23 protein-coding genes are annotated in these 25164 nt (G+C 65.9%); 8 read left to right on the top strand and 15 right to left on the bottom strand.

Features of this window, described 5'->3' with window-relative positions; translation table 11 throughout:
- Positions 1-372, top strand: coding sequence for a hypothetical protein (locus ACNJYD_RS31875; protein ID WP_439364339.1), 372 nt, complete (start codon positions 1-3; stop codon positions 370-372).
- A 180-nt stretch (positions 373-552) separates the two neighbouring features.
- Here the strand turns inward: ACNJYD_RS31875 and ACNJYD_RS31870 are convergent, their stop codons facing one another.
- The 4 genes from ACNJYD_RS31870 to ACNJYD_RS31855 all read right to left on the bottom strand — a co-directional run bounded on the left by ACNJYD_RS31870 (position 553) and on the right by ACNJYD_RS31855 (position 3424).
- A complete protein-coding gene (locus tag ACNJYD_RS31870) occupies positions 553-1296 on the bottom strand; it encodes an HAD family hydrolase (RefSeq protein WP_439364338.1) in 744 nt (247 codons plus the stop codon).
- A complete protein-coding gene (hemF, locus tag ACNJYD_RS31865; RefSeq protein ID WP_439364337.1) occupies positions 1293-2180 on the bottom strand; it encodes an oxygen-dependent coproporphyrinogen oxidase in 888 nt (295 codons plus the stop codon). Before hemF ends, ACNJYD_RS31870 begins: the two co-directional genes overlap by 4 nt.
- Positions 2181-2314: 134 nt before the next feature.
- Positions 2315-2947: a 7-carboxy-7-deazaguanine synthase gene (gene queE, locus ACNJYD_RS31860; protein WP_172785911.1), complete on the bottom strand. Its 633-nt coding sequence runs from the start codon at positions 2945-2947 to the stop codon at positions 2315-2317.
- A gap of 18 nt (positions 2948-2965) precedes the next feature.
- Positions 2966-3424, bottom strand: coding sequence for a tRNA (cytidine(34)-2'-O)-methyltransferase (locus tag ACNJYD_RS31855; RefSeq protein ID WP_172785912.1), 459 nt, complete (start codon positions 3422-3424; stop codon positions 2966-2968).
- 279 nt (positions 3425-3703) lie between these two features.
- Between ACNJYD_RS31855 and petA the strand changes: the two genes are divergently transcribed.
- The 6 genes from petA (at position 3704) to ACNJYD_RS31825 (ending at position 11710) form a co-directional block, all read left to right on the top strand.
- A complete protein-coding gene (gene petA, locus ACNJYD_RS31850; protein ID WP_172785913.1) occupies positions 3704-4234 on the top strand; it encodes a ubiquinol-cytochrome c reductase iron-sulfur subunit in 531 nt (176 codons plus the stop codon).
- A gap of 62 nt (positions 4235-4296) precedes the next feature.
- The gene (fbcH, locus tag ACNJYD_RS31845) at positions 4297-6369 is read left to right on the top strand and encodes a cytochrome b/c1 (protein WP_439364336.1); all 2073 of its coding nucleotides are present in this window, start codon (positions 4297-4299) and stop codon (positions 6367-6369) included.
- 241 nt (positions 6370-6610) lie between these two features.
- On the top strand, positions 6611-7285 hold the full coding sequence (locus ACNJYD_RS31840; protein WP_025038157.1) for a dienelactone hydrolase family protein: 675 nt from the start codon (positions 6611-6613) through the stop codon (positions 7283-7285).
- A gap of 115 nt (positions 7286-7400) precedes the next feature.
- Positions 7401-8603, top strand: a complete 1203-nt coding sequence (locus ACNJYD_RS31835) for a DMP19 family protein (RefSeq protein ID WP_439364335.1) — start codon at positions 7401-7403, stop codon at positions 8601-8603.
- Between the two features lie 254 nt (positions 8604-8857).
- Positions 8858-11023 (top strand): anthranilate synthase component I, encoded by a 2166-nt coding sequence (locus tag ACNJYD_RS31830; protein WP_439364334.1) that lies wholly within the window; start codon positions 8858-8860, stop codon positions 11021-11023.
- A gap of 147 nt (positions 11024-11170) precedes the next feature.
- Positions 11171-11710 (top strand): adenine phosphoribosyltransferase, encoded by a 540-nt coding sequence (locus ACNJYD_RS31825; protein WP_011085277.1) that lies wholly within the window; start codon positions 11171-11173, stop codon positions 11708-11710.
- Positions 11711-11756: 46 nt separating this feature from the next.
- On the opposite strand, the gene ACNJYD_RS31820 is transcribed toward ACNJYD_RS31825, so the two are convergent.
- The 11 genes from ACNJYD_RS31820 to ACNJYD_RS31770 all read right to left on the bottom strand — a co-directional run bounded on the left by ACNJYD_RS31820 (position 11757) and on the right by ACNJYD_RS31770 (position 23888).
- Complete coding sequence (locus ACNJYD_RS31820; protein WP_439364333.1) at positions 11757-12791, bottom strand: RNA polymerase subunit sigma-70; 1035 nt, start codon at positions 12789-12791, stop codon at positions 11757-11759.
- Between the two features lie 42 nt (positions 12792-12833).
- On the bottom strand, positions 12834-13580 hold the full coding sequence (locus tag ACNJYD_RS31815; protein ID WP_439364332.1) for an SDR family oxidoreductase: 747 nt from the start codon (positions 13578-13580) through the stop codon (positions 12834-12836).
- Positions 13581-13744: 164 nt separating this feature from the next.
- Positions 13745-14077 (bottom strand): GIY-YIG nuclease family protein, encoded by a 333-nt coding sequence (locus ACNJYD_RS31810; RefSeq protein WP_212259063.1) that lies wholly within the window; start codon positions 14075-14077, stop codon positions 13745-13747.
- Positions 14078-14160: 83 nt separating this feature from the next.
- Entirely contained in the window at positions 14161-14829 is a 669-nt protein-coding gene (locus ACNJYD_RS31805) for a hypothetical protein (RefSeq protein WP_172785966.1), read from the bottom strand.
- Positions 14830-14891: 62 nt separating this feature from the next.
- Positions 14892-15644 (bottom strand): hypothetical protein, encoded by a 753-nt coding sequence (locus tag ACNJYD_RS31800; RefSeq protein ID WP_172785921.1) that lies wholly within the window; start codon positions 15642-15644, stop codon positions 14892-14894.
- A 208-nt stretch (positions 15645-15852) separates the two neighbouring features.
- Positions 15853-17067, bottom strand: coding sequence for a M48 family metallopeptidase (locus ACNJYD_RS31795; RefSeq protein ID WP_212259064.1), 1215 nt, complete (start codon positions 17065-17067; stop codon positions 15853-15855).
- A gap of 32 nt (positions 17068-17099) precedes the next feature.
- Positions 17100-17660 (bottom strand): LemA family protein, encoded by a 561-nt coding sequence (locus ACNJYD_RS31790; protein ID WP_212259065.1) that lies wholly within the window; start codon positions 17658-17660, stop codon positions 17100-17102.
- A gap of 138 nt (positions 17661-17798) precedes the next feature.
- The gene (locus ACNJYD_RS31785; protein ID WP_212259066.1) at positions 17799-18779 is read right to left on the bottom strand and encodes a small ribosomal subunit Rsm22 family protein; all 981 of its coding nucleotides are present in this window, start codon (positions 18777-18779) and stop codon (positions 17799-17801) included.
- Positions 18780-18924: 145 nt separating this feature from the next.
- On the bottom strand, positions 18925-22389 hold the full coding sequence (smc, locus tag ACNJYD_RS31780; RefSeq protein ID WP_212259067.1) for a chromosome segregation protein SMC: 3465 nt from the start codon (positions 22387-22389) through the stop codon (positions 18925-18927).
- 217 nt (positions 22390-22606) lie between these two features.
- Complete coding sequence (locus tag ACNJYD_RS31775) at positions 22607-23263, bottom strand: DsbA family protein (RefSeq protein WP_212259068.1); 657 nt, start codon at positions 23261-23263, stop codon at positions 22607-22609.
- A 127-nt stretch (positions 23264-23390) separates the two neighbouring features.
- Complete coding sequence (locus tag ACNJYD_RS31770) at positions 23391-23888, bottom strand: DUF721 domain-containing protein (protein WP_212259069.1); 498 nt, start codon at positions 23886-23888, stop codon at positions 23391-23393.
- Positions 23889-24061: 173 nt separating this feature from the next.
- On the opposite strand from ACNJYD_RS31770, the gene mutY reads away from it, so the two are divergent.
- Entirely contained in the window at positions 24062-25162 is a 1101-nt protein-coding gene (gene mutY, locus ACNJYD_RS31765; protein WP_212259070.1) for an A/G-specific adenine glycosylase, read from the top strand.
- The last annotated feature ends 2 nt before the right edge of the window (positions 25163-25164 follow it).

The following is a 25164-nucleotide window of genomic DNA, read 5'->3' as shown; positions in this document are numbered from 1 at the left end:
ATGAGAACGTATATCGGCCTCGCCATGACCGCTGTGATGATCGCGACGCTGGATGTTGCCGCGGCGCAGACCAAGGGCAGCAACGGCGGCCCCGTGGTCAAATCGCAAGGGCATCCGATCGAATTCGTCAGCAAGGGGACGGACATCGTCTTTTACGTTGGCGACGACGATGGATCGCCGCTTTCGACGAAGGATATGCGCGGACGCGCAACGATTCAGGATGGCGGCAAGACGGTCACCGTTGCGCTTGCGCCGGCCAATCCCAACATGATGACGGGAAAGCTGCAGGCCGAGTTGTCGCCGAAGGCGATCGTGGTGTTCTCCGGCAGCTTGCACGGTCATTCGCTGACCGCGAGATACGCTGCGCAATGATTGTTGCGCGAATGGCGTGCCACCCGCAAGCGCACCGCCGCGGAGGTCGCGACCATGACATAATACCCCTGTTTTGCCCGACGGATCAAACAGATTTCGTAAAATCCGTAAGACCTTGATTTTGCAGCAGCCGGCTACTGTGCATGGGGTTGTTTTCGCAGTTCTTGTTTTGGGTCCGGATCATGCCCGGTCGGGCAGCAGCTCACCGAGCGAGCGGATGATGCGGTCGGGCTTGACCGTCGAGCCCTCCGGCAGGCCCTCGCCATGCACGTCCATCCAGATCGCATAGATGCCGAGACGCTGCGGCGTGACGACCTCCCATTCCAGATTGTCGCCGATCATCCAGGTATCTCCGGCGGTGACGCCGAGCGCCTGCATCGCGTGCAGATAGGCGCGCTCCTCGGGCTTGCCGAAGCCGTGCTCGCCTTCGATCTGGATGTGGTCGAAGCGATGCGTCAGCTCGAAGCGCTCGACCTTGGCGCGCTGCATGTCGGCGGCGCCGTTGGTGACCAGCGCGAGCTTGATGCCGAGCGCCTTGAAGTGGTCGATCGCCTCATGCGCGCCGGGAAAGACGAACATCTCCTCCTCGCGGTAGGCGGTGAAGCGGTCGGCGAGGCGAATGGCGAGGTCGTCGGGCAAAGCGCGGTGGCCTGCGGCCGCGAGCGCGGCGAAGCCGCCCTTCACCGTCAGGTGCCGCGCCTCGGCGAGCTTCATCCGCCACGCTGCTTCCGCATTGGCCCAGAAGTTTCGCGCGAAGGCCAGCACCGCGGTTGCGACCATCGGCGGCGGCAGCGGGGCGAGTTCTTCGGCGAATTCGGCCGTGATCGTGTTCCAGGCGATCTCGGGCCGGCCATAGGCCGACAGGATGGTGTCGTCCATGTCGATCAGCATCGCGCGCGGAAGCGGCGGCAGCACGGCGTTCATGGCCACTTCACCTCCGGCGGCAGCGACGACAGGATCGAGTCCACATTGCCGCCGGTCTTCAGTCCGAAGATGGTGCCGCGGTCGTAGAGCAGGTTGAACTCGACATAGCGGCCGCGGCGGATCAGTTGCTCCTCGCGGTCCGCAGCCGTCCAGGCGCTCGCGAAATTGCGCCGCACGATCTCGGGATAGATCTTCAGGAAGGCGCGGCCGACATCCTGGGTGAAGGCGAGGTCGGCGTCCCAGTCGCCGCTGTCGTGCCAGTCGTAGAAGATGCCGCCGATGCCGCGCGCCTCTTTCCGATGCGGCAGGTAGAAATACTCGTCGCACCACGTCTTGTACTTGTCGTGATCGGCAACGCCGCTCGGCTGCGCGCAGGCCAGTTTCATCGCGGCGTGGAAGGCGATGCTGTCGGGATCGTCCTGCGTCCGCCTTCGCTCCAGCACCGGCGTCAGGTCGGCGCCGCCGCCGAACCAGGCCTTCGTGGTGACGACGAAGCGCGTGTTCATGTGCACGGCGGGGACGTTCGGATTGCGCATGTGCGCGATCAGCGAGATGCCGGAAGCCCAGAATTTGGGATCCTCCGCAGCGCCGGGGATCTGGGCCCGGAATTCGGGTGCGAACTCGCCGTGCACCGTCGAGCAATGCACGCCGACCTTCTCGAACAGCCGGCCGTGCATCATCGACATCACGCCGCCGCCGCCGGCCGCGCCAGAGTGGTCGGTGCGCTGCCAGGGCGTGCGCTTGAAGCGGCCGGCTTCGCCCGGATGGAGGCTTTGCGGCGCGTCGTCCTCGAGCCGCTCGAAGCTCGCGCAGATGTCGTCGCGCAGGGCTTCGAACCAGGCGCGGGCGCGGGCCTTGCGGTCTTCGATCGTCGTGTCGTCCATCTGCATTCCCGGTCGCTTACCACGTGGAGTGTGCCGTAGGGTGGGCAAAGGCGCCCTTGCGCCGTGCCCACGTCTCTTACCGTCATCTTGAATCGTGGGCACGCTCCGCTTTGCCCACCCTACCAAATCATTTCCTATCTGATGCCGAGCGATTTGTGCGTCTGCACGCTGAGCCGCCATTGCGGATGGTGCAGGCAATAGTCGATCGCGCGCGCGGTGTTCTCGATGACTTCGGGCCCGTCCATCGGCTGCAGCGAGAAGCGTTCGAAGGCGAGATCCTCGAATGCTTCGGGCATCGCCAGCGCCTGCGGATAGACCAGCTTCAGCTCGTGGCCGCGCCGCAGCACCAGCTCGCTGCCGCCCTTGGGGCTGACACAGATCCAGTCGAGCCCATCAGGGGCTGCGATCGTGCCGTTGGTCTCGACGCCGATCTCGAAGCCTCTTGCGTGCAGCGCGTCGATCAGCGCAGCGTCGACCTGGAGCAGCGGCTCGCCGCCGGTCAGCACCACGTAGCGGTTGGCGGCCGCCGCTGTCCATTGCGCGGCGATGGTATCGGCGAGTTCCGCGGCCGAGCCGTAGCGCCCGCCGAGCGTGCCGTCGGTGCCGACGAAATCGGTGTCGCAGAACTTGCAAGTTGCCTCGCTGCGGTCGGCCTCGCGGCCGCTCCAGAGGTTGCAGCCGGCAAAGCGGCAGAACACCGACGCGCGTCCGGCATGGGCGCCTTCGCCTTGCAGGGTCAGGAAGATTTCCTTGACCGCGTAACTCAAGCCTCTCTCCTCAATCTCTCAAACTTGCGGGTTCCGGGTTTGCCGCAGCGCCTCGCCGGCGGCCATGGCCACGCTCATGGCCACATTGAGCGACCGCAGCCCCGCGTTGATCGGGATCACCAGGCGCGCATCGGCGGCCTCGACGACCGCGTCGGTGACGCCGGCGCTCTCGCGCCCGAATAGCAGGATGTCCGAGCTCTGGTAATGAAAATCGCGGTAATCGGTGGCAGCCTTGGTGGTGAACAGCAGCAGCCGCTGGCCCTGGCCTGCGCGCCAGTCCTCGAATGTCGCCCAGGAGACGTGGCGGGTCAGCCTGACATGGTCGAGGTAGTCCATTCCCGCCCGGCGGAACAGACGGTCGGACACGGGGAAGCCCGCGGGTTCGATGATATGGGCATCGAGCCCCAAGCAGGCACAGAGGCGAAGAATCGTGCCGGTGTTCTGGGGGATGTCAGGCTGGAAAAGCGCGATCTGCATGGGCGGCGGCGAGTTGGCTTGCGGGCGCAAAATGTCTCAATAAAACATCGCCCGCCCGGGAATTCGTGCATTGCACGCTCCCACGCCGTTAGCGGGCTTGCGCTCGCCCGGCAAGGGTGCCAATAGAACGATTCTGGACTGCTGTTTCACCCGTTTAGAGGTGAACAAGCCAAGTTCTGCCGCCGCGGGGGGCCGCGGGCGCCGGCAGCCTTTCCGGGGACCTCTTGGGCGCCCCTCGGAGCGGTTCCACCGGTAGCACAAGAAGAAAGGGTTGGAATCGTGACGACAGCGTCTTCGGCGGACCATCCGACACGCCGTGATTTCTTATTCGTTGCAACGGGGGCAGCTGCAGCAGTAGGGGGCGCGGCCGCGCTCTGGCCCTTCATCTCCCAAATGAATCCGGATGCCTCGACCATCGCCGCCGGTGCGCCGATCGAGGTCGATCTCAGCCCGATCGCGGAAGGTCAGGACATCAAGGTGTTCTGGCGCGGCAAGCCGATCTACATCAGCCACCGTACCAAGAAGCAGATCGACGAAGCGCGCGCCGTCAACGTGGCGAGCCTGCCCGATCCGCAGTCAGACGAGGCCCGCGTCAAGTCTGGTCACGAGCAGTGGCTGGTCGTGATCGGCATCTGCACCCACCTCGGCTGTATCCCGATCGCTCATGAAGGCAGCTACGACGGGTTCTTCTGCCCCTGCCATGGTTCGCAGTACGACTCGTCCGGCCGCATCCGCCAGGGGCCTGCGCCCTCGAACCTGCCGGTGCCGCCGTACCAGTTCGTTTCCGACACCAAAATCCAGATCGGCTGAGCTTCGGATCTTCGTCCGAAGCTTCGCGCCGTCTCGTCGTACTATTTCCTCAGGATCGCATCATGAGCGGACCATCCGACTACCAGCCGAGCAATCCGGCCCTGCAATGGATCGAGCGGCGTCTGCCGATCTTTGGTCTCATCCACTCCTCCTTCGTCGCCTATCCCACCCCGCGCAACCTGAACTATTGGTGGACCTTCGGCGCCATCCTCTCCTTCATGCTCGGGATGCAGATCCTGACCGGCGTGATCCTGGCGATGCACTACACGCCGAACGCCGATCTCGCCTTCAAGTCGGTCGAGCTGATCGTCCGTGACGTGAACTACGGCTGGCTGCTGCGCAACATGCACGCGGTCGGCGCCTCGATGTTCTTCGTCGCCGTCTACGTCCACATGTTCCGCGGCCTGTACTACGGGTCGTACAAGGAGCCGCGCGAGGTGCTGTGGATCCTCGGCGTCATCATCTACCTCCTGATGATGGCGACCGGTTTCATGGGCTACGTGCTGCCGTGGGGCCAGATGAGCTTCTGGGGCGCCACCGTCATCACCAACCTGTTCTCCGCCATTCCCTATGTCGGCGAGAGCATCGTGACGCTGCTGTGGGGCGGCTATGCGGTCGGCAACCCGACGCTGAACCGCTTCTTCTCGCTGCACTATCTCTTGCCGTTCGTGATCGCGGGCGTCGTCGTGCTGCACGTCTGGGCGCTGCACGTGGCCGGCCAGAACAACCCTGATGGCGTCGAGCCGAAGACGGAAAAGGACACGGTGCCGTTCACGCCGCATGCCACCATCAAGGACATGTTCGGCGTCACCTGCTTCATGCTGCTGTACGCCTGGTTCATCTTCTACATGCCGAACTATCTCGGCGACGCCGACAACTACATTCCGGCGAACCCGGGCGTGACGCCGCCGCACATCGTGCCGGAATGGTATTACCTGCCGTTCTACGCGATCCTGCGCTCGATTCCGAACAAGCTCGCGGGCGTCATCGCGATGTTCGGAGCGATCATCATCCTGTGCTTCCTGCCCTGGCTCGATGCCGCCAAGACGAAGTCGTCGAAGTACCGTCCGCTCGCCAAGCAGTTCTTCTGGATCTTCGTCGTGGTCTGCATTCTGCTCGGCTATCTCGGTGCGCAGCCGCCGGAGGGCATCTACGTGGTCGCCGGCCGCGTCCTGACGGTCTGCTACTTCGCCTACTTCCTGATCGTGCTGCCGCTGCTCTCGCGCATCGAGAAGCCGCGGCCGGTGCCGAACTCGATCTCGGATGCCGTGCTGGCCAAGACCGGCAGCCGGTCGACGCCGATGGTCTCGACCGCGATCGTGCTGGCGCTCGCCGGTTCGCTGTTCGCGGGCTCGATCGACAGCGCGAAGGCGTCCGAAGGCAGCGACACGCCCCCCGGCAACAAATGGTCGTTCTCGGGCCCTTTCGGTAAGTTCGATCGCGGCGCGCTGCAGCGCGGCCTGAAGGTCTACAAGGAGGTCTGCGCCAGCTGCCACGGCCTGTCCTACATCGCCTTCCGCAACCTCGCCGAGCCCGGCGGGCCCAGCTATTCCGTGGCGCAGGCGGCGGCCTTCGCCTCCGAGTATAAGGTCAAGGACGGTCCGAACGATGCCGGCGACATGTTCGAGCGGCCGGGCCGGCCGGCGGACTATTTCCCCTCGCCGTTCCCGAACGAGCAGGCCGCGCGAGCGGCGAACGGCGGCGCGGCGCCGCCCGACCTGTCCCTGATTACCAAGGCGCGCTCCTATAAGCGCGGCTTCCCCTGGTTCATCTTCGACGTCTTCACCCAGTACCAGGAGCAGGGGCCCGACTATGTCGCCGCGGTGCTCCAGGGCTATGAGGAGAAGGTGCCGGAGGGCGTCACCATCCCGGAGGGCTCGTACTACAACAAGTACTTCCCCGGCCACGCCATCAAGATGCCGAAGCCGCTCAGCGACGGCCAGGTGACCTTTGACGACGGCGCGCCGGCCACGGTCGCGCAGTACGCCAAGGACGTCACCACCTTCCTGATGTGGACCGCCGAGCCGCACATGGAAGCGCGCAAGCGCCTCGGCTTCCAGGTGTTCGTGTTCCTGATCATCTTCGCGGGCCTGATGTACTTCACCAAGAAGAAGGTCTGGGCCGACTCGCACTGAGCGGCTTGGCGCGAAACGAGAATGAAGAAGCCCCCGCAAGGGGGCTTTTTGTTGAGCCGTCATTCCGGGGCGATGCGTAGCATCGAACCCGGAATCCATTCATCCACCAGCTCCGCGGCCCAATGGATTCCGGGCTCGCGCTATCGCGCGCCCCGGAATGACGAGAGTGTGGATTGCGTCACACCCCCGCACCCGCCAAAATACCGCCAACCGATCCCCCAGAAACTTACCGGAGGACACCATGGGAACCAGCATCACCTTCAAGCGCCCGGACGGCAAGGACGCCTCGGGCTATCTCGCCAACGCCGCGCGCGGCAATGCGCCGGGCGTGGTCGTGATCCAGGAATGGTGGGGCCTGTCCGACCAGATCAAGGGGCTGTGCGACCGCTTCGCGCTGGCCGGTTTCGACGCGCTGGCGCCCGATCTCTACAAGGGCAAGGTGGTGCCGTATCACGATACGGACAGCGCCAACAAGGAGATGAACTCGCTCGACTTCATGGACGCCACTACGCAGACCGTCCGCGGTGCCGCGCAATATCTGTCGCGCAACGGCGCCAAGGTCGGGCTGACCGGCTTCTGCCTCGGCGGCGCCGTCACCATCATCGGCGCGACCAAGATCCCGGAGCTCGCGGCCGGCGTCGTGTTCTACGGCATCCCGCCCGAGCAGGCCGCCAAGCCCGCCGACGTCAAGATCCCGCTCCAGGCCCATTTCGCCAACAAGGACGATTGGTGCACGCCGGAGCTGGTCAACGGCTTCGAGAAGGCCATGAAGGCGGCCGGCAAGTCGCTGGAGCTGTTCCGCTATGACGCCGAGCACGCCTTCGTCAACGAGCAGCGCCAGGCCGTGCACGACCGCGAAGCCGCCGAGCTCGCCTGGGGCCGGGCGACGGAGTTTTTCCGGAAGCATCTGGGGTAGCAGCAGCAGTGGTGCGGGTCGATCTGCGCACGTGTTGCATCGCTATTGATAACAGCTCGCTGCAATCATAGGCTGCAGCCGTGTAGCCCTTCGCTACGCGACTGTGGAGGGGGTGATGATTGTGGATGGTCGGTTGACGACGGTTGTTTTGCCTCGCGAGCGGCTGGAGGCGCCCGAGGACCCTGAGAAGGCCGAATATCTAACCCACGCGGTGGTCGACTACGTCAACCAAATGCAACGCATCGGCGTGTACTCCGGACGTGAACTGCCCGCTGTGGCCATGCAGGCCTATCACGCAGACTACTATCTCGCTCAGGTCAACAACGGCGGTCACAGCCAGTTCATCGGTAACACGGGCGTTTCGATGCTTCCCACGACGTCTGGCGATGCGCTCGCCGGACTCGAGGCGATGGGAGCGAGCGCGCAACATCGTATATTGCAGGAAATGATCGCCTGGGTAGGGGATAATCCCCAAGTGAGCGCGCAGCAGAACGGCTTCGAGAACCGGGCCTCGGCGCTCGATGCGCTTGATCGTCGCTTCTATGAAGCAGAACGACAGCAACCAATGACACAACTTGCAGCCCGATGGATCGCAAGCTGGCCCGAATTGCATGCTGTCGCGCAGGAACAGTATGCCTCCGAAATCGAACGGCTTGCGCAACTTAACCCACATCTGTCGCAACGTCGGATCTGGCTGAGCGTTCGCCACATCAGCTCTCAGATCACCGACCGCCTGCAGCTCACGATCGCCGCCGCGTGCGGGGCGGTGAGGCCTGACCCGGAGCTCAAGGTTCAGGCGTTCGCGGGAAGCAATATGGATGCTGAAGGGGTGCAGGGCATTGCCATTGGCGTCAAGACTGACAAGGGTTCGCGCCTGTGCGTTTACGAGGAGGCGGGTGGAGAACTTTACGAATTCGGCCCAGGCAGCCAGAGCCCGAAGCCGTCGGACATGCATGAAGTATTGAAGAGCTTTCCGCCCACACTGGTGGGCGCGCGGTTGTCGACGGTAGGCGCTGACACGATCCGGAATTTCTTGAGAGTTGCCGAGCAAAATCTGGCGGCCGAGGCCATCGACCTGCTGTTGCGAAAGTTGGATCTGGATCCGGCCGCGATGATCACGGCGCTACGCGTGAGCGACGATCATGCCACATGGTGTGCGGTCACAGGAAAGACAGGTGTTATGGTTGAAACCTTGGCTGACCGTAGCAATGTCGTCGAACCCGACGGTGAACTTCTGCTCACGGTAACGCGAGCCGAGATCGAGCGTCATGCTTCGGACGCGGCCATAGGGCGCGACAGCCTGCAGATGCGGGCTTGAAGCGGCTGAGACCTGGCCGTCGCCATTTTGGCGATTGAAGCCGCCCCAGCCACCCTTGACGCCGCCCTCGCGCCATGGTGAGTATCCGCCCATGAGCACCGCCGTCCGCCCAGCCCGTCTTTGGTGGCGCACCTCCTAAAGAGGTGGCCGGTGCGATTTCATTTCTCAAAATCGCTAGAGGTCGCCACGCAGTGCGGCGGCCCGATCGTTTGTCCTGTGTGGCGTTCCCTCGGCAAGTTTCGTAAGAGGACGACATGAACAGGACAGTCTTTGCCCTCCCGGCCAGAAGTGAGTACGCGACCCGCGCGGGGCTTGCGATCACGCGCGTGGCGGAGCAATTTACCGGCGGCGCCAGCAGGCTCGACGACCTCATCAGCTTGCTCGACCGCCGCCGCGGCGTGGTGCTGTCCTCGGGCACGACCGTGCCCGGCCGCTACGAGAGCTTCGACCTCGGCTTCTCCGATCCGCCGCTCAAGCTCGAGACAGTCGGCGTCAATTTCAAGCTGGAAGCGCTGAACGCGCGCGGCCAGGTGCTCATCGCCTTCCTCGGCGACGTGCTGCGCGAGCCCTGCGTGGTGATCTCCGAGAAGACGGCGACGCGCCTTGCCGGCCACATCATCCGCGGCGATGCCCCGGTCGAGGAAGACCAGCGCACGCGGCGGGCCAGCGTGATGTCGCTGGTGCGCGACCTCGTCGCCGCCTTCTCCGCCAATGATGATGGCCTGCTCGGCCTGTTCGGCGCCTTCGCCTACGACCTCGTCTTCCAGATCGAGGACCTCGTGCAGAAGCGTCCGCGCGAGCAAGACCAGCGCGACATCGTGCTGTACGTGCCCGATCGCCTGCTGGCCTATGACCGCGCCACCGGCCGCGGCGTGGTGCTCACTTACGATTTCGCCTGGAAGGGCAAATCCACCGAGGGCCTGCCGCGCGAGACCGCCGACAGCCCGTACCTAAAGACGCCGCGCCAGGGCTTTGCCGATCACGCGCCCGGTGAATATCAAGCCACCGTCGAGACGGCGCGCGCCGCCTTCGCCCGCGGCGATCTGTTCGAGGCCGTGCCCGGCCAGCTTTTCGCCGAGCCCTGCGACCGCTCGCCGGCCGAAGTGTTCCAGCGGCTCTGCGTCATCAACCCGTCGCCCTATGGCGCGCTGATGAATCTCGGCGAGGGCGAATTCCTCGTCTCCGCGTCGCCCGAAATGTTCGTGCGCTCGGACGGCCGCCGCGTCGAGACCTGCCCGATCTCGGGCACGATTGCGCGCGGCCTTGATGCGATCGGCGACGCCGAGCAGATCCGCCAGCTCTTGAACTCGGAGAAGGACGAGTTCGAGCTCAACATGTGCACCGACGTCGACCGCAACGACAAGGCGCGCGTCTGTGTGCCCGGCACCATCAAGGTTCTGGCGCGCCGGCAGATCGAGACGTACTCAAAACTGTTCCACACCGTCGACCACGTCGAGGGCATGCTGCGCCCCGGCTTCGACGCGCTCGATGCCTTCCTCACCCATGCCTGGGCGGTCACCGTCACGGGTGCGCCAAAGCTGTGGGCGATGCAGTTCGTCGAGGACCACGAGCGCTCGCCGCGGCGCTGGTATGCCGGTGCGATCGGCGCGGTGAATTTCGACGGCAGCATCAACACCGGCCTCACCATCCGCACCATCCGCATGAAGGATGGCATCGCCGAAGTGCGCGTCGGTGCCACCTGCCTGTTCGATTCCGATCCCGCCGCGGAAGATCGCGAATGCCAGGTCAAGGCCGCCGCGCTGTTCCAGGCGCTGCGCGGCGATCCGCCGAAGCCGCTCTCGACCTTTGCGCCCGATGCCACCGGCTCGGGCAAGCAGGTGCTGCTGATCGACCACGACGACAGCTTCGTGCATATGCTCGCCGATTATTTCCGCCAGGTCGGCGCCAGCGTCACCGTGGTCCGCTATGTGCATGCGCTCGACATGCTCAAGCAGAAGAGGTGGGATTTGCTGGTGTTGTCACCCGGCCCCGGGCGCCCTGAGGATTTCGGGATCAAGACAACAATCGACGCGGCGCTGGAGAAGAAGCTGCCGGTGTTCGGCGTCTGCCTCGGCGTGCAGGCGATCGGCGAATATTTCGGCGGCGAGCTCGGCCAGCTCACCCATCCCGCCCACGGCCGGCCCTCACGGGTGCAGGTGCGCGGCGGGCGGCTGATGCGCAACCTGCCGAACGAGATCGTCATCGGCCGCTATCATTCGCTCTTCGTCGAGCGCGACAGCATGCCGGAGGTCCTGAGCGTCACCGCCAGCACCGAGGACGGCGTCGCCATGGCGCTGGAGCACAAGACCCTGCCGGTCGCCGGCGTGCAATTCCACCCGGAATCGCTGATGTCGCTCGGCGGCGAGGTGGGACTGCGTATCGTCGAAAACGCGTTCCGGCTGGATGCTGGAGCGAATTGAGTATGGACCGTCATTGCGAGGAGCCCGCGACAACATTGCGAAGCAATTTGCGCTGGCGACGAAGCAATCCAAGCTCTTGCCGCGGAGAAGATCTGGATTGCTTCGCTTCGCTCGCAATGACGGTGGAAAAGCCAGAGTGAGATAACCATGACCTTTGACCACGATCTGAAGGCGAGCGTCCGCACCATCCCGGACTATCCCAAGCCCGGGATCATGTTCCGCGACATCACCACCTTGCTCGCGGACGCGCGCGCGTTCCGCCGCGCCGTGGACGAGCTCGTCAATCCCTGGGCCGGCAACAAGATCGACAAGGTCGCCGGCATGGAGGCGCGCGGCTTCATCATCGGCGGCGCGGTGGCGCACCAGCTCTCGGCCGGCTTCGTGCCGATCCGCAAGAAGGGCAAGCTGCCGCATACCACGGTGCGCATCGCCTACTCCCTCGAATATGGCATCGACGAGATGGAGATGCATGTCGACGCGATTCAGCCCGGCGAGCGCGTCATCCTGGTCGACGACCTCATCGCCACCGGCGGCACCGCGGAAGGCGCGGTGAAGCTGCTGCGCCAGATCGGCGCCAACGTCGTCGCCGCCTGCTTCATCATCGACCTGCCCGAGCTAGGCGGCGCCGCCAAGCTGCGTGCGATGGACGTCCCGGTGCGCACGCTGATGACGTTCGAGGGGCATTGAGCGTGCTCGCCGCTACGGCGAGAGCCTGCGGCAAGCGCAGACCTGGCTAGGGCGGCGGCAAGCCGAAGGCCGGAAACAGCTCGGGCCCGAGCGGCCCCAGATAGACCGTCAGCGAGGCGATCCCGCCGTCCGCAGGCTCAATGACATGCAGCGAATGGGCGCGCCATGCCGGATCTTGATGGGTGCGCGCGTAGACACCGACAGCCGGCTGGCCGTTGGCGCCGATGGTGACCGCTCGGAAGCCGGCAAACCTGGTCCAGATGGTCTCGAAGAAAGCCCGAATGGCCGCGCGCCCCTGATACCACTCCCGCCATGGCGGCATGCTAAAGGTGGCGTCCTCCCGCAAGAGTTCTATGAAGCCGTCGAGATTGGCGGCCTGCCAGGTCTGCATGTAGCGCTCGAGCAGCAGTCCCTCCTCTCGGCTGGTCTGCGATCGACGGCGGGGACGTCCCTCGGGATATCGCGCTGCAAGCGTTGCGCGAGCCCGCTGCAATGCGCTGTTGATCGAGGCCGTCGAGCCGCCCAACAATCGCGCCGTTTCGACAGCCGACCATCCCAGGACGTCGGAAAGCAGCAGCGCGGCCCGCTGCCTGGGCGGCAGATCCTGGATGGCCGCGACGAAGGCGAGCTGCACGGCTTCGCGGGTCTCGTACCGTGCTTCCGGACCGGGCGTGTCGTCGGCGACGGCGGGAAGCTCCGCATCCGGGTAAGGGTCCAGCCAGGCAAGCTCGGCTGCGGGCCCGCCCGTGGCCGGCCCCTGCGAGGGAGGCCGTCCGGGCTGCTGGAGAAAGCGATGCGCCCTGGTCCTCGCCTTGAGAGCGTTGAGGCAGCTGTTGGTGGCAATCGTGTAGAGCCAGCCGCGGACCGAGCCTCGCCCGTCGAACTCCGACCGCGCGCGCCACGCCCGCAGAAAGGTCTCCTGTACGAGGTCGTCCGCCTCGTGCAGCGAGCCCATCATGCGGTAGCAGTGGAGCTTGATCTCGCGACGGTGGGCCGCCGTGAAATGCTCGAAGGCCAGCCGATCGAGGAACGGCTGGCCTGGCTCGCCCAATGGCTCGAAAGGGCCAGGAGGGCCTGTCATGTCGGGCCTGCAGTGCTGAATTCGATCTGCATTCTGTGTGCCTCAGGCCGCCGGCGCAAGTCCGCTCCCGCTCACCATGAAGGAACTGCCCTCCGATGTCCCGGTGGCCAGGGCAACCACCGCCCTTCCCACATCGGCCGGCGTTTGCATGTCGGTCATGCCCGCGAGAACGTCCGCGGGCTGGATGCCCAGATAGCCGGCATAGCCGTCGACGCCGCCCTGGCCCACGCGGGTGCCGGGCATGATGCGCATGGGGGCCAGGTCCATGAAGCGTAGGCCCAGTCCGAGCCGATCCGACTCCTTCTGGCAATGACCGGCCAGGAAGATCTGCGCGCGCTTTGCACCCGCATAACCGCCGGCAAACGGCGGTCCCCCGCTGAAGGCCGCGCCACTGGAGATCTGGACGATCCGTGTTCCCGGCTTGAGCGGACCTCGCAGCGCCGCCCTGCAAAACAGGAACGACGCCTTGACGTCCGTTTCCCAGTTGGCGGAGAAGGCCTCCCAGGTCAGGTCCTGTATCGGCGCGCTGGGGGCAAGTGAGCCCGCGCAGATCACCAGGACGTCCGGCGCCAGCGCGGCGAAAACCTGACCCGGCGCTGTATCCTGCGTCGCGTCGGCCGCAAGGGTTCTCAACCTCGGTGTATCGTTCGCCAATTGGGTCAGGGCTGCTGCTTCGCGGGCGACGGCGAGGACGGTCGCTCCCTCGCCGAGGGCGGCTTCCGCGATTGCGCGGCCGACGCCGCGGCTGCCTCCGACGACGACGACATTTTTACCTTGCAACGATCCCATGGATTACCTCCCTGTCCGGGCCACCGGGATCATCCCGGCGCGCCTATGGATCAGGACAGCGCAGGCGGGCCAAAATCATCGGTGCGCCAAAGAAAATGTCAGGCGATCGACACGGCCCGCGAAAAGCGCCGATAGGGTGCGCGGCTGGTAGTGAACGTGGCCGACTAGATCGCTTCGGCGTTGAGGTCCGACCGCCAATGCAGCATGCGGTCCTTCAGGAGCGCATCGCGGATGTAGCTCGTTTCCTCCTCGTCCAGCCGCTCGCACTCGGCGAATGTCAGGCCAGTGGCGCCATGCGCGTTCCACGCCGCTTGAAGGGCGCGGCAGGGATGCCCGCCCTGGCGCAGCGTGAACCAGATCCGGTTGGCGACCTTCTCGAGATCAAACGCCTGCCCGACCCAGGCTTCGCCTGTCGCCACGCAGCGGACGACGTAGATGCCGACGGCGGTCTTGCGCTCCTTGTAGGCGGCAATCGCGGCCTTTCGGTCGATGCTCATGGGCTTGGTCTCGCGAGGAAGGGTGTCACGCGAGGTCATACAAGCCGCCGGGCGGTCGGTCAATATTGCCCGGGTAAAATAAATCAGGACCGTTGCAGGATCAGGCTGAGCTCAAGCTCGCGGAAGGCGAGGTAGTTGCGCCGGATCCACTGATGCAGCTCGGTGGAAGAGTCCTTCTCCTGCCGCAGATAGCCGGTGAAGGAGAAATTCAGCCGGTCGATATACGTCTTCAGGAAACCCGGCAGCGCCGGCAGGCGGAACAGCCGGCCACCTCCCATCGCCGGCGGCAGTTCGCCGCGAACGACATATTCATTGTCCACCGTGACCAGGTTCATCCGCGGAATCTGCCCGCGCAACGTCTCGTGGGCGCGGGCCGAGACACGGTCGGTGTCGGCGACGAACAGGATCTGTGGTGCCACATGCCGGCGCGCCGCCTCCTTCAACAGGCCGATCTCGTCGGTCATCTTGAAGAACTCGTCGAAGGCGTGGAAGCCGAGGTCGATGACCTTGGCAACACCGTCATCGACGATGACGCGGTCCATCAGCTGCATCTTGCCGTAAGTGTCGATCACGTCGGCGGTCTCGGTCACCTTCGGCAGGTAATCGAGCAGCGACGGCTCCTTCAGATTGACGTCGAAGGCCGCGACGTTGCCGTTCTTGAGCAGCAGGAATTCTGTCAGCAGCCGCGCCAGCAAGGTCTTGCCGACCTGCGGGCGAGGCGAGCAGATGATGTAGACGGGCGTTGCGGGCATCGACAGCCATTATCTGGGCCAACTCACTGCCCAATCCAGCCGTATCCGCCCGGGGTCCGCAACTATTTTTCGCTGTTGCGGGTAACGGATTTCGAACCAACGATGTCGGTCAGGCGGATGCGGTCGAACTCGCTCCAGACGTTGGCCAGCCAGTGCCGGACATAGCCGCGCAGCACGAACGAATAGTTCGCGGCCTCGTCGTTGATGCCCTTGTTGGCGACGAATTTCAGGAACGGCACGGAAGACACCTCGACCTGCTCATAGGCCATTTCGTTGAGCTTGGGGATGGTCAGCTCGGTCGCGTCCTTGATGCGGTGGAAGTAGGAATTGTAGGTCGCTTGGTCCCATTGGAAGAACTGGGTGTCGTTGATGAAGTTCTTCACCAGGAAATATTTCGCGCCGGACATGAAGCCCGCGGTCTCCGCGATTTCCTCCAGCGAGGCGATCGAGGGTCCGAGGATGTGGAACACCGCGAAGGTGATCTGGCCGGCCTTGGCGGCGTCGAGGAAGCCGATGTCGCGCAACGAAGCCAGCGCCGGCGAGAGCAGGCCGGCGCGGACGTCGATGACGGTGACCGAAGGGCTGACAGCGTTGAGCGTGTCGAAGATCTTCATCTGGTCGGCCGTCGTCGTCATGTCGACGATCTCGGTGATGTCGGGGTGGAAGCGCCTCAGGGTTCCGCGCGGCGACTCCGTGTCGAACGCCCGCGTCGGCACGTTGTTGGCCGAGAAATAATCGAGCAGGGTGCGCGATACCGTGGTCTTGCCGACCCCGCCCTTGTCTGCGCCCACCACAACCACTGCCGGCTTTGCCATTGCTGTCCCCTAACGCGCGCCCCCGATCGCGAGGTCGCAATCGGCCGGGCCCCAAATCGATGTCCGAAAAGACGTCCCGAGTCTGCTGTTGGGCGCGAACATGGCAGAAACAAGGGAGAATTCAATTCCTTGCGCTCCAGTCACGGCAATTCCCGAGGATATTCCCGATTGCCGGGAAACCTGCCGCATGAAGCGGCAAATCACGTCATCAGTGACGGCCCCACGGTCCCATCGGATTGGCTGCCGGGGCTCCAGAGGGGCTGGGCGCGGGAACGGGCGGCGGATTGGCGGGAGCGGCGCCATCGCCCCACGGCCCGTGCGAGAGCGGCGGCGGACCGTCCTGCGCCTCGGCCTGTTCGGTCTCGGGCTGTTCCGTCTCTTCGGTGGGGTCCGGCAGCGGACCGGGGTCATGGCCGCCGGCGAACTTGACCAGGGCGTCGACCCGGGACTGCACGGACGGGTGGGTCGCGAACAGATCGGCAAAGCCCTCGCGCGGATTGTCGACGCAGAGCTCCATCACCGCCGAGGTCGCGCCCGGCAGCTCGCCGCGATTCTCGATCTTGCGCAGCGCCGAGATCATGGCATCCGGATCTTTGGTCAGCTCGACCGAGCCGGCGTCGGCGAGATATTCGCGTGACCGCGACAGCGCGAGCTTCACCACCTGCGACAGCAGCCAGGCCAGCACGATCAGCACGATGGCGATGATGATGACGATGATCGCACCGCCCCCGGAGCTCTTGCTGTCGCTCGAGGACGAGGACGACCGCGAGGACGAGGAGGAGCCCGAGGACCAGGAGCCGCCGGAACCGGAGCTCCAGTTCAGATTCGTGAACAGACGGAAGAACAATTCGCCGAAGAAGCCGACCACGCCGGCGATGATGACGGCGACCACCATGAGCTGCACGTCGCCGTTCTTGATGTGGGTCAGCTCGTGGCCCAGCACCGCTTCGATCTCCTTGTCGTTGAGCGCATCGAGGAGACCCGTGGTGACCGTGATGGAATATTGCCGCGGATTGAGACCGGTGGCGAACGCGTTCAGCGCCGGGCTCTCCATGATCTTCAGCTTCGGCATGGTGATGCCGCGCGAGATGCAGAGGTTTTCCAGCAGATTGTAGAGCCGCGGTTCCTCCTGCCGGGTGACGGCGTGGCCGCCGGTCACGGCGTCGATCATCGACTGGTGGAAGAAATAGGCGATCGCGACCCAGCCGATCGCCGCAACGGTCGCGAAGGGCGCGGCCTTCAGCAGGTCGGCGAAGGCCCGGGTCAGATAATAGGCGACCGTGCCGTTGCCGTTGATGACGACCTCGGCCACCAGCGCGCCGGCATAGACCAGCACGTAGACCAGCGCGAAGAGACCGGCGAGCAGCAGCATCGAACGAAACTTGTTCGAGGCGATGTGCGTGTAGAGACCATACGCGGCCATGACGCGATGCCCTGCTGGCCTATCGGCTCAAATCAGAACTTCACCTGCGGCGCCGCCTCGACCTCGGTGCGGCTGGCGCCGAGATCGAAGAAGTCCTTCCTGGTGAAGCCGAACATGCCGGCGAACAGAGCTGCGGGCATCTGCTGGATGCCGGTGTTGTATTCCTGGACTGCGTTGTTGAAGAAGCGGCGGCTGGCTGCGATCTTGTTCTCGAGGTCGGAGAGCTCGGATGCGAGCTGCTGGAAATTGGCGTTGGCCTTGAGGTCCGGATAGGCTTCCGACAGCGCGATCAGCCGGCCGAGCGCGCCGGAGAGCTGGGTCTCGGCCGCGGACACCTGCGCCGGGCCCTGCGCCGACATCGCCGAGTTGCGCGCCTTGATGACGTCGTCGAGCGTGCCGCGCTCATGCGAGGCATAGCCCTTCACGGTCTCGACCAGGTTTGGGACCAGGTCGTGGCGCTGCTTGAGCTGCACGTCGATGTCGGCAAAGGCCTGGCCGACGCGCTGGCTCAGCGCCACCAGGCGGTTGTAGGCGCTGAAGGCGAACAGCACGAGGACGACGATGACGCCGAGAACGATCCAGCCGGTCGACATGAAGAACTCCTGAAGAGGGAAGAAGGCGGGCGCTAGGGTAGACCAAATTGACGCAGGATGAGAGCCCGGCGCGGAGGGAAGGTAAGACTTGGTCGGATCAGGAACGGCCCGAGTTCAAGGCAGGCCCGGCCGGCGAAATTAACTTTCGGACATGACGGCATCGCCCCAGCGCCAGCGCCGCGCGTCGGCATAGGCCGCCTTGTCGCGCCGCGGGACTTTTGCCGGCGCAACCCCAGCCTCCGTGCAGAGCTTGGCCGTGATCTCCGCCTTGCCGATGTCCGGCGGCGCTAGCACGCGCGCGGCGCGCATGGCCGGAGGCGTGCGGGTCAGTGCGACGTAGATGAAGCGCTCGTCCTCGAACGGCACCTCGGCGCCCTTGATCTGGCGGTGCGCCTGCGACCGCGGCAGGCGCTGGCTGAAATGGCACCAGTCGGGGGCGATGAGCGGGCAGGGCCTTTCGTGCGGGCATGGCGCGGCGACGAAGGCGCCAGCCGCGATCAACTGCTGGCGCAGCGCGAGGATGCGGGCATAGCCGGCGGGCGTGCCGGGCTCGATCACCACCAGCGCGTGGCGCGCTTTGGCCCACATCGCTTCCGCGAGCTTGCGCTGATCATCCTCGCCGAGCTCATTGATGACGTAGCTGGCGATGACGAGATCGGCTTGCGAGACTTCAGCAAGATTGCCGTTGGCATCGCCGGGCAGATAGCGGCAGTCCGCGAGGCGGGTGCTGTCGCGTGCGAGTTCGAGCGCGAGCCGGCTGAGCGTCGCATTGGCGTCGAGCAGCGTGAAGTCCTGCAGCGATGGAAACGCCTCTGCGGCAGCCCAGCTGGCCGTTCCCGGGCCGGCGCCGACGTCGAGCAATGTCTCGGGGGCGAGATCAGGCGCGATCTCAGTGAGCGCATTGAGGCTGGCCGCCACCGCCGCGTAGGTCGCGGGCATGCGCGCCAGCGCATAAGCGAGCGCATCGGCTTCGGACTTGATCGTACCGGAGCCGCCGCCGGCGCGATAGGCGGTCGAGATCTTCTGCGAGCGCTGTGCCGCGTCGCTGCGGGAGAAGCCCTGGAGCTTGCCGTCGAGCGCGGCCTTCAGTTCAGCGGGGAGGGTGGGGGCGATCATCATCCGCGGTCATGCCCAGCGCAGGCGGGGCATCCAGTACTCCGAGACAGTGCCGTCAACCGAGAAGGCGTACTGGATCAGTCCGCTCCAGTGCGCAATTTGCGCACAAGGCGGATGATGACGCAATGGGTGTGGCGCGACTGCGGACTCACGCCACGTTCTGGTCGAGAATGTCCACCGCCTCGGCGAGGCTCACCGACACCAGTTGCGAGACGCCGCGCTCGGCCATGGTGACGCCGAACAGCCGGTTCATCCGCGCCATCGTGATCGGGTTGTGCGTGATGATGATGAAGCGCGTGTCGGTCGAGCCGGTCATCTCGTGCAGCAGGTTGCAGTAGCGTTCGACGTTGTGGTCGTCGAGCGGCGCGTCGACTTCGTCCAGCACGCAGATCGGCGAAGGGTTGGTCAAGAACACCGCGAAGATCAGCGCCATCGCGGTCAGCGCCTGCTCGCCGCCCGACAGCAGCGACAGCGTCTGCGGCTTCTTGCCCGGCGGCTTGGCGATGATTTCGAGGCCGGCTTCCAGCGGGTCGTCGCTCTCGATCAGGTGCAGCGCGGCCTCGCCGCCGCCGAACAGCTCGACGAACAGGCGCTTGAAGTGGTTGTTGACGACGTCGAACGAGGTCAGGAGCCGCTCGCGGGCTTCCTTGTTGAGGCTCTGGATGCCCTGGCGCAGCCGCTTGATGGCTTCGACCAGGTCGTCGCGCTCGGTGACGAGGCCGGTGTGCTGGGTCTCGACCTCGCGCAGCTCTTCCTCGGCGCGCAGGTTGACGGCACCGAGCCGCTCGCGGTCGCGGCGCATCTTTTCGAGGTCTTCCTCGATCTCGTGCAGCGGCGGCAGCTCGGCGCCGGGCTCGATCTCGGCAAGGCCGGCGACGGCCTGCGGCTCGACCTCAAGCATGTCGCGGATCTCGCGCTCGATGTCCTCCAGCCGGCGGCGGGCGCCTTCCATGCGCTCCTCGGCGCGGGCGGTGGCCTCGCGGGCACTCGACAAGGCCTCCAGCGTCAGCTTGGCGACACGGTCGGTCTCGGCCATTGCGGTTTCAGCGGTGGCGAGCGCGTCGGCGGCCATGCGGCGGTCGTTCTCGGCGTATTCGATCTCGGTGATCAGCGCGCTGCGCTTCTCGGCGAACACGGCGGGGGCGTTCTCGAGCTCGCTGCGCTCGATGGTGAGCTCGGCGATACGGGCCTGGATGGTGTCGATGTGGGAGGCCGCGCTCTCCTTGCGGTTCTGCCACTCGGTGCGTTCGGCGAGGATCGCCTGCACGCGGCGGTCGGCGAGCTCGGCTTCGCGTGCCAGCGCCTGCGCCTCGGCGCGGACCTGGGCGGCCATGCGGCGGCGGCCTTCGATGTCGCTGCGGACCGCGGCGAGCTGGGTCTCGGTGTCCTCGCTCGACGGCAGCTCGCCGATGCCGGCCTCGGCATATTCGTAGGCGGCCTCGGCTTCGGCGCGGTCGGCGGCGAGACGGCTGTGCGCTTCCGACAGCGTCGCCTTGCGCGCGGCATGGCGGCTGATCTCGCGCTCGGCATTGGCGTGACGCTCGCGCGCGACGTTCAGCTCGCGCTGCGCGGCGCGCCAGGCTTCGCGGCTGGCGCCTTCGGTGCTCGCCGCCATCTGCAGCTCGGACTCGGCGTTCTCAAGCGCCTGACGCTTGATCTGCGCGTCGATGCGAGCCTGCTCCAGCTCGTTCTCGATGTCGACGAGACGGGCACGCTCGGCAAGGCGTCGTGCAGCGCCGGTCGGCGCATGCGCGGCGGCGACGAAGCCGTCCCAGCGCCAGACGTCGCCCTCAGCCGAGACCAGCCGCTGGCCGGTCTTGAGCTGCGACACCAGCTCGGCACCGCGCTCGCGCGGGACGACGCCGATCTGCGCCAGGCGGCGCGCCAGCTCGGCCGGCGCCTGCACATGGTTGGAGAGCGGAACGGCGCCTTCGGGCAGCTCCGGATCGCCCTCGGTGTGTCCGACATTGGTCCAGCGCATCGGCGCCGACGGGTCGATCGGCGCATCGAGATCGTCGCCGAGCGCAGCGCCGATCGCTTTTTCAAAGCCCTTGTCGACGGTGATGCCGTCGATGATCGGCGGCCACAGATTCTTGGTCTCGCCGTTGACGATCTTGGAGATCGTGCGCGCCTCGGTCTCGAGCCGCTGCACGCGTTTGTCCGCTTCGACCAGCGGCGAGCGCGATGATTCCAGCGTCTGGCGTGCCGCGACATGCGCAGCTTCGCTCGCCTGCGCCGCAGCTTCGGACGCGGCCAGCGTCTGCTCCGCGGTCTCGACCGTCGCGGTCAGCTCGTCGAGATCGCCGAAGCCGCCGGTCTCGGCGGCAAGCTTCTGCTCTTCCGCGGTGACGTTGGCGATCTCCTGGTCGAGACGGGCGAGCTTGTCGCGGTGGGTGCGGACGTTGGCTTCGAGCTGGTTGCGCTTGGCAGTGAGGTCGGCGAGCGCGGTGGTGAGCTCGGCGAAGCGCTGCTCGGTCTCGGTCAGCACCGCCTCGGCTTCGGCGACGCGCTCGTCGACGCCGGAGCGCTTCTCGACGCGCGACTTGATCTCTTCCTTCAGCTCCGCGTCTTCCGCATCGAGCCGCTGCAGCGCGACGTCGGCATCCATGGTCTGCTGCTGGGCGCGCGAGATGTCGCCCTCGAACTGGGCGAGGCGGCGCTCGAGCTCGGCGACGCGCTCCTTGGCGCGCTCTTCCTCACGGTCGAGCTGCTCGCGGGCATTGGTCAGGCGCTGCAGGCCGGCGGCGGCGCGCGCTTCGGCCTCGCGCAGCGCCGGCATTTCGGCGGCGCGGATCGCCTGGATGCGGGCGGCCTCGGCCTGGTGCTGGGTGCGCTCGGCCATCTCGCGCACGGCGAGGTCGTGGGTCTGGCCGGATTCGTTGACGTCCGCATGGGCGCCGATCCAGCGCAGATGGAACAGCGTGGCCTCGGCCTTGCGGACCTTGGCCGCGACCTCGCGATAGCGCACGGCCTGGCGGGCCTGCTTCTTCAGGCCTTCCATCTGGCCGGAGAGCTGGCCGATCACGTCCTCGACGCGAGTGAGGTTGGTTTCGGCGGCCTTCAGACGCAGCTCGGCCTCGTGACGGCGGGCATGCAGGCCGGCGACGCCGGCGGCGTCTTCCAGCACACGGCGGCGCTGCTCGGGCTTGGCCTGGATGATCTCGCCGATCTTGCCCTGGTGGACGAGTGCGGGCGAGCGCGCGCCGGTGGCGGCATCGGCGAACAGGATCTGCACGTCGCGGGCGCGCACGTCGCGGCCGTTGATGCGGTAGACCGAGCCGGCCTCGCGTTCGATGCGGCGGGAGATTTCCAGAAGCTGGCTGTCGTTCATCGCCGCCGGCGCGGTGCGATCGGCATTGTCGATCGTCATCGTCACTTCGGCATGGTTGCGCGCCGGACGGTTGCCGGAGCCGGCGAAGATCACCGCGTCCATGTCGGCGGCGCGCAGCGACTTGTAGGAGGTCTCGCCCATCGCCCAGCGCAGCGCTTCGACGAGATTGGACTTGCCGCAGCCGTTGGGGCCGACCACGCCGGTCAGGCCGGGCTCGATGACGAAGTCCGTGGGCTCAACGAAGGACTTGAAGCCGTGAAGTCGCAGGCGGGTGATTTTCATAAGCACGCATCTCTGTTGGCAGGCGCGAATCCCCCTGCCGGGACAATACCATGGAAGGCAATGTCGCTATCCGGGCGAGTCGCGCGAGGCGCCTCATGCGGCTGGACAATGGCCGCGGTGCGCCGCGAGGGCAACCGGCGAAAGCCGCTTTTCCCAAGGGATTTATGCCGGGAAAGATACGGCTTTCGAGATGCGAATCAGGATCTTGACGAGCGAATCAGCTCTTCAGAAGCGGGTTGATCTTCTTGGCGAACTCCTCGAACGAGGCTTCGCCCTTGATCTTCTCGCCGTTGATGAAGAAGGTCGGCGTCGAGTCCACCTTGAGCACGTCGCTGGCGTATTTCTGGTCGGCGGCGATCTTGTCGAGCAGCGCCTGATCCTTCAGACAGGCTTCGACCTGCTGCTGGGTAAGGCCGGCCTGCTTGCCGATCCGCGTCAAGGTCTCGGTGGTGTTCTTCGTCACCCAGTCGTTCTGCTGGCGAAACAGCATGTCGGTGACCGCGAAGTATTTCGGCGCGTCGTCCTTGGCGATGCAGCGCGACAGCATCGAGCCGGCGGCGGCTTTGATGTCGAGCGGGAACTCGCGGAAGATGTAACGCACCTTGCCGGTGTCGATGTATTCCTTCTTGATCTTCGGGAACACCTGCTCGTTGAAGGCGGCGCAATGCGGGCAGGTCATCGAGGCGTATTCGGTGATGGTGACGGCGGCGTCCTTCGGGCCGAGCGCCATGTCGGGCAGCGACACCGGCTTGGCCACATCGGCGGCTGACTGCGCCATCGCGTCCGAGATGAACCGCAGCGGCGAGAGCCCGGCGAACGCGGCAAGCCCGGTCAGCGACAGCATCGTGGTGAAGGCGCGGCGGGTGATGATCAAGGTCGGCTCCCGGGATTGGCAAGGTTCGCCCGAGGTTCCGGCTCGGACGGCCTGTCGCTAGCTTGAAACGTCGTTCGAGGCAATGGCGGGCGCTGCGGACAGGTCCAGTTTGGCCGCGGAATGAGGCTCAATTTCGCTTGATGGCGGCCCCGAGACGCGCCAGCGCCGTCTTCAGTTCTTCATCATCGATGTCGGTCAGGGTCTCCGCCACCTTGGCGACGGCCTTGGGGTCCGGCGGGCCGGGCCGCTTCCGGGCCTGCGGCCGCGACAGCGGCGCCTGGCGGAAGGCGAGCTTGCCGACCGCGCTCCAGCCGAAGAAGCGGTTGACCCGCTCCAGGATCACGTCGGCCGAGTGCTGGATTTCCAGCGCCATCGGCCCCTCGACCCGCAGCACCAGCGTTGCCGGCTCCTGCGGCTGCCCCTCGACCGGCCGCGGCCATTGCATCTTGAGCGGCTCGGCATGGGCCGCGATCTCGGGACCTGCAATCTGCGCCCACCGCGTCACCAGCTCGCGCGCCGCAAAGCCCTGCTTGGCATAGGCCTCGGCGAAGACGTCGTCGAGCAGGATCCCGAGCGGTTTTGCGCTGATGGGGCCGGGCTTGAAGATGGGACCGGATTTGGACATGGGGCCTTATAGCACTTTGGACGTCGGGCCACAGACCCCCGAGGCCCGTCATGGCCGGGCTTGTCCTGGCTTGTCCCGGCCATCCACGTTCTTGCTGCGAAGAAAGACGTGGATGCCCGCGACCAGCGCGGGCATGACGTGGAGAGGCCAGTGCATTGCCGTTACAGTGAGGAATGAGCCCCAGATCCGTACGCAAGCCGAAGTCGGAACCTTCTCAGCCGGAGACCTCATCGCGCCCGGTCGCGCTCCTGCAATGGTACGACCGTCACCGGCGCCGACTGCCCTGGCGCGCCGCGCCGGGCGAGGCGTCCGATCCCTACCGCGTGTGGCTGTCCGAGATCATGCTCCAGCAGACCACGGTGAAGGCGGTCGGCCCCTATTTCGAAAAGTTCGTCGCGCGCTGGCCAGACGTCACCGCGCTGGGACGCGCCTCGCAGGACGACGTGCTGCGGATGTGGGCCGGGCTCGGCTATTATTCGCGCGCACGCAACCTCCATGCCTGCGCGATCGCCGTGACGCGCGAGCATGGCGGCGTGTTTCCGGATACCGAGGAGGGGCTGCGCGCGCTGCCGGGGATCGGGCCCTATACGGCGGCGGCAATCGCGGCAATCGCGTTCGACCGCCGCACCATGCCGGTCGACGGCAATATCGAGCGCGTGGTGTCGCGTCTGTTCGCCGTCGAGGAGGAGCTGCCGCAAGCCAAGCCGCTCATCCAGCAACTCGCCGCGACGCTGCTGGCGGATTCTCGCGCCGGCGACAGTGCGCAGGCGCTGATGGATCTCGGCGCCTCGATCTGCACGCCGAAGAAGCCGGCCTGCTCGCTGTGTCCGTTGAACGAGGACTGCACGGCGCGCGCGCAAGGCACCCAGGAGACGTTCCCACGCAAGGCGCCGAAGAAGAGCGGGACGCTCAGGCGCGGCGCCGCTTTCGTGGTCACGCGCGGCGACGAGCTGCTCGTCCGCTCGCGGCCCGAAAAGGGCCTGCTCGGCGGCATGACGGAGGTGCCGGGCTCGGACTGGCTTGCCGGCCAGGACGATGCGACGGCGAAGCAGCAGGCGCCGGAGCTGAAGGGGTTGTCGCGCTGGCAGCGCAAGGTGGGCGTCGTCACCCATGTCTTCACGCATTTCCCGCTGGAGCTGGTGGTCTATACGGCGAAGGTGGACGGCCGCACCCGCGCGCCAGAGGGCATGCGCTGGGTGCCGATCGCAACGTTAGCGGGCGAAGCGCTGCCGAACGTGATGCGCAAGGTCATCGCGCATGGTTTGGGTCTCTAGGA

The sequence above is a fragment of the Bradyrhizobium sp. SPXBL-02 genome (assembly GCF_051853065.1).
GTDB lineage: Bacteria > Pseudomonadota > Alphaproteobacteria > Rhizobiales > Xanthobacteraceae > Bradyrhizobium.
Note: the sequence above shows the minus strand (reverse complement) of the source record. Positions and strands in the feature narration are given on the sequence as shown.